Annotated in this window: 8 protein-coding genes and 1 pseudogene; 7 read left to right on the top strand and 2 right to left on the bottom strand. The window is 74.4% G+C overall.

Annotated features, from left to right (window positions below):
* The 4 genes and pseudogenes from ACIRBX_RS23900 to ACIRBX_RS23885 all read left to right on the top strand — a co-directional run.
* Nucleotides 1-221, top strand: a pseudogene (locus tag ACIRBX_RS23900) (haloacid dehalogenase); the annotation flags it as partial.
* A 116-nt stretch (nt 222-337) separates the two neighbouring features.
* A complete protein-coding gene (locus ACIRBX_RS23895) occupies nt 338-1,090 on the top strand; it encodes a (Fe-S)-binding protein (RefSeq protein ID WP_402299214.1) in 753 nt (250 codons plus the stop codon).
* Entirely contained in the window at nt 1,087-2,520 is a 1,434-nt protein-coding gene (locus ACIRBX_RS23890) for a lactate utilization protein B (protein WP_402299212.1), read from the top strand. The genes ACIRBX_RS23895 and ACIRBX_RS23890 overlap by 4 nt, the downstream gene beginning before the upstream one ends.
* Complete coding sequence (locus tag ACIRBX_RS23885; protein WP_402299210.1) at nt 2,517-3,167, top strand: lactate utilization protein C; 651 nt, start codon at nt 2,517-2,519, stop codon at nt 3,165-3,167. The genes ACIRBX_RS23890 and ACIRBX_RS23885 overlap by 4 nt, the downstream gene beginning before the upstream one ends.
* Nucleotides 3,168-3,409: 242 nt before the next feature.
* Here ACIRBX_RS23885 and ACIRBX_RS23880 read toward each other — a convergent pair whose 3' ends face one another.
* A complete protein-coding gene (locus ACIRBX_RS23880; RefSeq protein WP_402299208.1) occupies nt 3,410-4,381 on the bottom strand; it encodes a phosphotransferase in 972 nt (323 codons plus the stop codon).
* A gap of 77 nt (nt 4,382-4,458) precedes the next feature.
* Nucleotides 4,459-5,823, bottom strand: coding sequence for a glutamate--tRNA ligase (gene gltX / locus ACIRBX_RS23875; RefSeq protein WP_402299242.1), 1,365 nt, complete (start codon nt 5,821-5,823; stop codon nt 4,459-4,461).
* Nucleotides 5,824-6,029: 206 nt separating this feature from the next.
* Here gltX and ACIRBX_RS23870 point away from each other — a divergent pair, with 206 nt between their 5' ends.
* The 3 genes from ACIRBX_RS23870 to thrS all read left to right on the top strand — a co-directional run bounded on the left by ACIRBX_RS23870 (nt 6,030) and on the right by thrS (nt 9,294).
* Nucleotides 6,030-7,382, top strand: a complete 1,353-nt coding sequence (locus ACIRBX_RS23870; RefSeq protein ID WP_402299206.1) for a sensor histidine kinase — start codon at nt 6,030-6,032, stop codon at nt 7,380-7,382.
* A gap of 118 nt (nt 7,383-7,500) precedes the next feature.
* Entirely contained in the window at nt 7,501-7,845 is a 345-nt protein-coding gene (locus ACIRBX_RS23865; protein WP_402299204.1) for a RidA family protein, read from the top strand.
* A 231-nt stretch (nt 7,846-8,076) separates the two neighbouring features.
* Entirely contained in the window at nt 8,077-9,294 is a 1,218-nt protein-coding gene (gene thrS, locus ACIRBX_RS23860; protein ID WP_402299202.1) for a threonine--tRNA ligase, read from the top strand.
* The last annotated feature ends 27 nt before the right edge of the window (nt 9,295-9,321 follow it).

The following is a 9,321-nucleotide window of genomic DNA, read 5'->3' as shown; positions in this document are numbered from 1 at the left end:
GCGGCGACCTGCGCACCGCCGCCGACGCCATCCGCCTCTCCCGCCGCACCCTCGCCACCATCAAGGGCAACCTCTTCTGGGCCTTCGCCTACAACGTCGCCGCCGTCCCGCTCGCCGCCACCGGACTCCTCAACCCCATGATCGCCGGCGCCGCGATGGCCTTCTCCTCCGTCTTCGTGGTCACCAACAGCCTCCGGCTCCGCTCCTTCCGGGCCCGCTGAACCCCGATACTGCACCGCCTCGCCCGGCACCGTTCCCCCCACGGTGCCGGGCGAACTGGCATGATCCAGCGTCAGAGGGGGCCAATACCCAGGACCAGGAGGAGGGAGTCGCCGCCATGCGCGTCGCACTCTTCGTCACCTGCGTGAACGACGCGCTCCGCCCGGAGACCGGCCGGGCGGTCGTCACGCTGCTGGAACGGCTCGGCGTCGAGGTCGACTTCCCCGCCGGGCAGAGCTGCTGCGGACAGCCGCAGTACAACTCCGGCTACCGGCGGGAGGCCGAGCCGCTGGTACGGCGGACGGCCCGGGAGCTCGCCGGCTACGACCACGTGGTGACGCCGTCCGGCTCCTGCGCGGCGATGATCCGCGAGCACTACCCCCGGATCGCCGCCAAGGCCGCCGAGGAGGGGCGTCCGCTCCCCAGCGAGGTCACGGACCTGGTACCCCGGGTGTACGAGCTGACCGAGTTCCTGGTGGACGTCCTGAAGCTGGAGGACGTCGGGGCGTCCTTCCCGCACACCGTCGGGTACCACCCGTCCTGCCACGGCCTGCGGGCGCTCGGGCTCGGCGACCGGCCGCTGCGGCTGCTGCGGGCGGTACGGGGGTTGGAGCTGCGGGAGCTGCCCGGCGCGGAGGAGTGCTGCGGCTTCGGCGGTACCTTCGCGGTGAAGAACCCGGACGTCTCGGTCGCGATGGGCCGGGACAAGGTGGCCAACGCCGTGGCCACCGGGGCCCGTTACCTCTGCGGGGCCGACAACTCCTGCCTGCTCCACCTGGACGGGCTGATCGCGCGGCAGGGCGATCCGGTCCGGACGGTGCACCTGGCCGAGATCCTGGCGAGCACGGCGGACGAGGAGGCCACCCGGTGAGCGGCACCTTCCTCGGCATGCCCGCCTTCCCGACGGCAGCCCGCTCCGCCGTCCGGGACGAGCGGCTGCGCGCCAACCTGCGGCACGCCACCCACACCATCCGCGACCGGCGGGCGGCGGCCGTCGCGGAGTTGGACGACTGGGCCGAGCTGCGGGCCGCCGGCAAGGAGATCAAGGACCGCACGCTGCGCGAACTCGACCGCCACCTGGTGGAGTTGGAGGAGCGGGTCACGGCGTCGGGGGGCGTCGTGCACTGGGCCGCCGACGCGGCCGAGGCCAACCGGATCGTCGCCGAGCTGGTGAAGGCCACGGGCGAGCGGGAGGTGGTCAAGGTCAAGTCGATGGCCACCCAGGAGATCGGCCTGAACGAAGCGCTGGCGGCCGAGGGCATCACCGCCTACGAGACCGATCTCGCCGAGCTGATCGTCCAGTTGGGCGACGACCGCCCCTCGCACATCCTGGTACCCGCCATCCACCGCAACCGCGCCGAGATCCGCGACATCTTCGAGCAGCGGATGGCCGACTGGGGCCGCCCGGCCCCCGAGGGCCTGACCGACCGGCCGGCCGAACTGGCCGAGGCCGCACGGCTGCACCTGCGGGAGAAGTTCCTCCGGGCCGAGGTCGGTGTCTCCGGAGCCAACTTCATGGTCGCCGAGACCGGCACCCTGGTGGTGGTCGAGTCGGAGGGCAACGGACGGATGTGCCTGACCCTGCCCGAGACGCTGATCTCGGTGGTCGGGATCGAGAAGGTGGTGCCGACCTGGCAGGACCTGGAGGTCTTCCTCCAGTTGCTCCCGCGCTCCTCCACCGCCGAGCGGATGAACCCCTACACCTCGATGTGGACCGGCACCTCGGACGGCGACGGCCCGTCCGCCTTCCACCTGGTGCTGCTCGACAACGGGCGGACCGACACCCTCGCGGACACCGTCGGCCGCCAGGCACTGCGCTGCATCCGCTGCTCGGCCTGCCTGAACGTCTGCCCGGTGTACGAGCGGGCCGGCGGGCACGCGTACGGATCGCCCTACCCCGGGCCGATCGGGGCCATCCTGATGCCCCAGCTCAAGGGCGTGGCAGGGGAGTTGGAGGCATCGCTGCCCTTCGCCTCCTCGCTCTGCGGGGCCTGCTACGAGGTCTGCCCGGTCGCGATCGACATCCCCGAGGTCCTGGTGCACCTGCGCGAGCGGGCGGTGGACGAGGGGCCGGGCCACCGGATGGAGCGGACCGCGATGCGGGCGGCGAGCTGGCTGCTCGACCACCCGGCGGTACTGAGCGCCGCCGAACGCGCCGCCTCGGCGACCCGCAAGCTGCATCCCCGGCGGGTGCCGCTGCCGGGGGCGGCCGGGGCATGGAGCGCGGAGCGGGATCTTCCAGCGGTACCGGCCGAGCCGTTCCGGGTGTGGTGGGACAGGCGCGCGGAGGGAGAGCGGTGACGGGTTCCTCAAGGGACGTGGTGCTGGCCCGGATCCGGGCGGCCCTCGCGGACGTGCCGCCGGAGGAGCCCGTCCCGCTCCGGCGGAACTACCGGACCTCCCACCTGGCACCGGACACCGACCTGCTGGGGCTGCTCGCCGCCAACCTCGGCGACTACCGGGCGAAGGTGCACCGCTGCTCCGAACCCGAACTCCCGTCCCTGATCGCCCGGTTGCTCACCGAGCGCGGCACCCGGACGGTGGCGGTCCCGGACGGCCTGCCCGCCGCCTGGCTGGCCGACTCCCCCGTCACCCGGCTCCCCGACGGCGCAGGTGCGCTGACGCCCCGACGGCTGGACGAGATCGACAGCGTGGTCACCACCTGCACCCTCGCCATCGCGGAGACCGGCACCCTGGTCCTGGACGCCGGTCCCGGCCAGGGCCGGCGCGCGCTCACCCTGGTGCCCGACCACCACGTCTGCGTGGTCCGCCCGGATCAGGTGGTCGCCTCCGTCCCCCGGGCGCTCCCGCTGCTCGACCCGACCCGCCCGCTCACCTGGATCTCCGGCCCGTCCGCCACCAGCGACATCGAACTCGACCGCGTCGAGGGCGTCCACGGCCCGCGCACCCTGGAGGTGGTCATCCTGGCACCGCCGCAGGGCGGTTGACGGTCGCCGACGCCATCCGGTCAGTCCCCGAGCGCGAGGTGCAGTGCGGTGGCCCGATCGGCGGTGACCAGCAGCAGGTCACACCACCGGTGGCCGTCCGGGGACGGGCCGGTCACCTCGGCGCAGCTGCGGACGGCCCCGAGCCGGACTCGATCAGATCGGCCACGAGGTCCGCGAGGTCCGCGAGGTCCGCGAGTTCGGCGAGGTCCGCGGGTTCGGCGGCGCCACAGCCCCTGGCCGGATCAGTCGAGCAGGGACGGGAGTTCGGCCAGGGTGCCGCTGAAGGCGGCCCAGGAGTCCCGGCTGTCGGTGTCGTCCGCGTGCGGGCTGCGGAACCAGTGGAGGTAGGCGTCCACGTCCTCCAGCGCCCAGCGGAGCCGGTAGTGGGCGAGGGCCCCGGGGTCGACGGGATGGCCGGTGGCGGCGGTGTAGCGGGCCAGGTCGTCAGGGGTCGGGGCGAGCAGCCAGAGGTCCCGTTCGGGGGTGGCGAGGGCGACGGTGTCCCAGTCGACCAGCAGGACGTGGTCGGGGTGGCGGAGCAGGTTGCCGGGGTGCGGTTCGCCGTGGGTGACCACGGTGGGGCCGGTGAGGGTGGCGGCGGTGCGGTCGAGCCGGTCCAGGGCGCGGTGGAGGTCGGGGAGGTGAGCGACCGTCAGGGCGCGGGCGCGCTCGGCGTGCGGGCCGCCGGTCCAGGGGGTGGCGGTGGCGGCGAGCGCGGCGTCGAGGCGGGGGCGGTCGGAGAGGCCGGGGTGGTGCACGGGGGTGCCGGGCGGCGGGGCGGCGGTGTGCAGGCGGGCCAGGGCGTCCAGCACCAGGCGGCGGTCGGCGGAGGTGAGGCGGTCGGCGAAGCCGCCGGGGGTGCCGTCGGTGTGCGGGAAGACGCTGAGGGCGTAGCGCGCCGAGAGCCGGAGCGCGGTCTCACCGTCGGGGGTGGCCGACGGCGCGACCAGCAGGCCGAGGCCGCGCAGGGCGCGGGCGGTGGACATTGCCGCGCGCAGGCCGGCCAGCGCGGCATCCGGATCGGGCCCGCAGTGGCTCTTGTGGTCCAGGTCGGCCAGGGTGAGGAACCAGCGGCGGCCGTCCGTGCCGGTGGCCGTCCAGTGGTGGTCACCGAAGCCGACGGGGGCGTAGGCGAGGGAGGCCGCCTCGATGCCGTAGGCGCGCAGGCCGGTGCGGAGCCGGTCGTCACCGAGGTCGTCCGGTCGGGTCTTCACGCTGCCGAGGGTACCGAGTCAGGACGGCCCGGGGCCCGTGCCCACCCCGGAGGGCGGGCACGGCCCCTGAGGGTGCGTCAGGCCGCCAGGCGGGCGCCGGCCGCGTCCAGGCGGGCCAGGGTGCGCTCGCGACCGAGCACCTCCATCGACTCGAACAGCGGCAGGCCGACCGTCCGCCCGGTGACCGCCACGCGGATCGGGGCCTGGGCCTTGCCGAGCTTGAGGCCGTGCTCGGCGGCGACCGCCTCCAGCACCGCCTTGAGCGACTCCGCCGTCCAGTCGGCCTCGGCCAGCCGGGTGCGGGCGCTGGCCAGCAGCTCCGCCGCACCGGCCTTCATCGCCTTGTTCCAGGAGGTCTCGTCCTGCACCGGCTCCGGCAGGAAGAGGAAGTCGACCTGCTCGGTGATCTCCGAGAGCAGCGCGATCCGGGACTGCGCCAGCGGCGCCAGCGCGGCGAACGCCTCGGCGTCGAAGTCCTCGGCGGCCCACGGCGCGCGGTCGGCGGCCAGCCACGGTGCGCAGGCGGCGGTGAACTCCGCGACCTCCATGGCTCGGATGTACTCGCCGTTGAAGGAGCGCAGCTTGGCCACGTCGAAGAAGGCCGAGGCGGCGTTCACGTCGGCGATCCGGAAGAGCTGCTCGATCTCCGCGTAGGGGCGGATCTCGACGTCGTCCTTGGGGCCCCAGCCGAGCAGCATCAGGTAGTTGACGAGGGCTTCGGGCAGGTAGCCCTCGGCCAGGTAGTCCTCCAGGGCGACCTTGTCGCGGCGCTTGGAGAGCTTCTGCCGCTTCTCGTTGACGATCACCGGCAGGTGGGCCCAGACCGGCGGGGTGGCGCCGAGCGCCTCCCAGAGCAGCTGCTGCTTGGGGGTGTTGGAGAGGTGCTCCTCGCCCCGGATGACCTGGGTGACGCCCTGCTCGACGTCGTCCACCACGTTGGCCAGCAGGAAGACCGGGCTGCCGTCGCCACGGGCGATGACGAAGTCCTCGATCGCCGAGTTCGGGAAGGCGGGCTCGCCCCGGATCAGGTCGACCACCACGGTGGTGCCCTCGTCGGGGGTGCGGAAGCGCAGCGCGCGGCCCTCGGCGTACTCCAGGCCGCGCTCGCGGCAGTGGCCGTCGTAGCCGCTCTGGGCGGAGCCGGTGCGCTCGGCGAGCTGCTCGCGGGTGCAGTCGCAGTGGTAGGCGCGGCCGGCCGCGTACAGCTTCTCGGCGGCGGTGCGGTGCGCGGGGGCGTTGGCCGACTGGAAGTACGGGCCCTCGAAGGCGGGGTCGCCGCCGTGGATGCCGATGGCGGCGAGGGCGCTGATGATGCCGTCGGTCCACTCGGGCCTGTTGCGGGCGGCGTCGGTGTCCTCGATCCGCAGGACGAAGGTGCCGCCCTGCTGTCGCGCCGTCGCCCAGTTGTACAGGGCGGAGCGGGCACCTCCGACGTGGAACATGCCGGTGGGGCTCGGTGCGAAACGGACACGGACGGAACGGGAAACCTCGGTCATGCTGGCAGCCTACTGACTCCCGGCACCTCCCATGGTCACCGGGCCCCCGCCGCGCCCGCCGGTGCCGCCGCGGTCGATCCCTGAGGGGTGGTCAGGGCCAGTCCGCCCGGGCCGCTGTTGGAACGCGCGGGCGAGCGGCATAGGCTGCGCCGGTGCTGGCGCGACGAGGATGGCTGGGGCGGGACGTACCGGGACGGGCGCACGGATGGCCGGCCTCGGTCTCGGCATGGGCGCACTGGCCGCTGCTGGCGGACTTGGCGGTGGCGGTGGCGCACATCACGGCGGGGGTGCTGCTGGCGCTGCACCCGGAGCCCGGTGCCTGGCACGCGCTGGACGCCCCGGGCGCGGTGCTGACGGTGCTGATCGGGGCGTCCCTGGCGGCCCGGCGGCGGGCACCGGTGCGGGTGCTGTCCGTGATGCTGGTGCTGTGGGTGGCCTCGATGCTCCTCGGCACCTGGCCGGTCGTCAACTCCCCCGGTGTGCTCCTGGCGCTGTACACGGTGGCGACCACCACGCCGCCGAGGACGGCCGGGCGGGCCGCGGTCGCGGTCGGCGCGGCCTGGGTGGGGGCCGGGCTGATCTACTGGGAGCAGTCGAACATGGCCGCCGTGCTGGTGCAGGCGGTGGTGTTCCCGGTCGGGGTGGTGCGGCTGGGCCGGACGGCCTGGCAGTCGACCCAACGGAGCCTCCGGCTGGCCGAGTTGACGCGCCAGCTGGAGGCCGAGCAGGAGGCCAGGGCGGCGCGGGCGGTGACCGAGGCGCTGACCGAGGAGCGGGTGCGGATCGCCCGGGAGCTGCACGACGTGGTGGCGCACCACCTGTCCGTGGTCTCACTCCAGGCGGGCGTCGCCTCGTACGTCTTCGAGGGCGATCCGCAGGCGGCGCGCGGGGCGCTGGACACCATCGCGCACACCGGCCGGGAGGCGCTGGAGGAGCTCCGGCGGATGCTGACCCTGCTGCGGATCGGGCCGCTCGGGCCCGAGGAGGGGGACGGGGCGGAGCCGGACGGCGGCCCCGCACCCGGGCTCGGGCGGGTGGAGGAGCTCCTGGCCCGGGTCCGGTGCGCGGGCGTGCCGGCCGAACTCCGGTGGGAGGGTGAGCCGTTCGCCCTGCCACCGGGGATGGACCTGTGCGCGTACCGGGTGGTGCAGGAGGCGTTGACCAACGTGCTCAAGCACGCCGGCCCGGCCACCGTCACGGTCTCGGTCCGCTACCGGCCGCAGGACCTCACCGTCCGGGTGGCCGACGACGGCGCGGGCGCGGCACCGGCCGGATCGCCCACCGGAGTCGCCACCGGATCCACTGCCGGACCCGCAGCCGGAGCCACCACCGGTCACGGTCTGATCGGGATGCGGGAGCGGAGCCGGGTCTACCGGGGCACGGTGACCGCGGGCCCCCGGCCCGAGGGCGGCTTCGAGGTGCTGCTCGTCCTGCCGGCCCCGTCCCCGTCCCCGTCGGTCCCGTCCCCCGTGGTCCCGTCCCCGGTGGTCCCCGACGGGCGCTGAGGACGGACGGGCGCGGGCAGCTGTTCTCCATTCGGACAGCGTCGCCGCCCGGAGCGGGCCGCCCCTATGATCAGCGCGCTCCGACGATCGAGCTCCACGCACCTCCAGGAGGTCCCCCATGATCCAGCGAATCGCCAGCAACGCGCGCATGAGCGAGGCGGTCGTCCACAACGGCACCGTGTACCTGGCCGGCCAGGTCGCGGGTGACCTCTCCGCCGACACCACCGAGCAGACCCGGCAGGTGCTGGCGAGCATCGACAAGCTGCTCGCCGAGGCCGGCTCGGACAAGTCCCGGATCCTGCGCGCGGAGATCTTCCTCGCCGACATCGCCGAGTTCGCGCAGCTGAACGAGGCGTGGGACGCCTGGGTGCCGGCCGGTGCCGTGCCGGCCCGGGCGACCGTGCAGGCGGCGCTCTACCACCCGGACGTCCGGGTGGAGATCGTGGTCACCGCCGCCGTCTGACCCGCGCGCGGTCACCGGGAAAACCGTTCGGCCCGGACGGTGCGCCGGTGTTAGCGTCGGTGGCATGAAGCGCGCAGACCTCTTCCGCACGACCACGCCGGAGTACGTCCCGGCGCGCTGACCCACGACCTGAGTCCGAAGCCCCGGGGCGAGTGCCCCGGGGCTTCGCCGTGTGGTCACCCGCTCCGTCGCGGCGCCGTACTCGGCACCCCGTACCGCGAGGAGACCACCGTGCAGCACGACCACCGCCGGCTCGGCCGTGAGCTGGACCTGTTCGACACCGACCGGCTGATCGGCGCCGGGCTGCCGTACTGGCTGCCCGACGGCGCGGTGATCCGGCACACCCTGGAGGAGTACGTCCGCGAGGCCGAGCGCCGGGCCGGGTACCGGCACGTCTACTCCCCCGTGCTCGGCAAGCGCGAGCTGTACGAGATCTCCGGGCACTGGTCGCACTACGCCGAGGACATGTTCCCGCCGATGGAGCTGGGCGGCGAGCAGGTGGTGCTGCGGCCGAGCCTCTGTCCGCACCACGCGCTCATCTACCGCTCCCGTGCGCGCAGTCACCGCGACCTGCCGCTCCGGATGGCCGAGCTCGGCGGCATGTACCGGTCCGAACTCTCGGGCGTGCTGGGCGGGTTGACCAGGGTCCGGGCGATCCAGCTGAACGACGCGCACGTCTTCTGCACCCTCGACCAGGTCGCCGAGGAAGCCCGGGCCGCGCTGGAGCTGATCCGGCGGGCGTACCGGGACCTCGGCATCACCCCGGCCCGCTACCGGCTCTCGCTGCCCGGCCCCGGCGGCAAGTACGTGGCCGCGCCGGAGAACTGGCGCCGGGCCACCGCCCTGCTGACCGAGGTGCTGGACGCCTCAGGCCTGGAGTACCAGGCAGCGGAGGGCGAGGCGGCGTTCTACGGGCCGAAGATCGACGTCCAGGTGGCCGACGGGGCAGGGCGCGAGTCGACCCTTTCCACCGTGCAGGTGGACTTCCTCCAGCCCGAGCGGTTCGGGCTGGAGTACACCGGGCCGGACGGCGCGGCGCACCGCCCGGTGATGGTGCACCGGGCGATCATCGGCAGCGTGGAGCGGGCGGTGGCCCACCTGATCGAGCAGCACGGCGGTGCCTTCCCCACCTGGCTGGCGCCCGTCCAGCTGGCGGTGCTGCCGCTCTCGGCAGCCGAACTCCCGGACGCGGAAGGGCTGGTGGCCCGCTGCCTGGACGCCGGGCTGCGCGCCGAACTGTCCGCACCGGACCGGGGCAGCCTCGGGGCCCGGATCCGTCGGGCCCGCCGGGTCCCGTACCAGGCGGTCATCGGGGCCCGGGAGGCGGCGGAGGGCTCGGTCGCGGTCCGGCTGCGCGGCGGCCGGCAGGTCCACGGGGTGCCGGCCGACGAGCTGATCGCGCGGATCGGGGCGGTGGTCGCCGGGCGGGGCGCGGACCTCTGGCCGTGATCCGGCCGGCACCCGCCTCCGCCGCCC

This window comes from Kitasatospora sp. NPDC096147 (genome assembly GCF_044763225.1).
Lineage (GTDB): Bacteria > Actinomycetota > Actinomycetes > Streptomycetales > Streptomycetaceae > Kitasatospora.
The sequence above is the reverse complement of the archived record's forward strand: the minus strand, read 5'-3'. Positions and strand labels throughout refer to the sequence as shown.

Bases quoted from the DNA above. Each gene is read 5' to 3' on its own strand.
- gltX (WP_402299242.1), bottom strand. From the start codon at position 5,823: ATGTTCCACGTCGGAGGTGCCCGCTCCGCCCTGTACAACTGGGCGACG.
- ACIRBX_RS23865 (WP_402299204.1), top strand. From the start codon at position 7,501: ATGATCCAGCGAATCGCCAGCAACGCGCGCATGAGCGAGGCGGTCGTC.
- ACIRBX_RS23895 (WP_402299214.1), top strand. From the start codon at position 338: ATGCGCGTCGCACTCTTCGTCACCTGCGTGAACGACGCGCTCCGCCCG.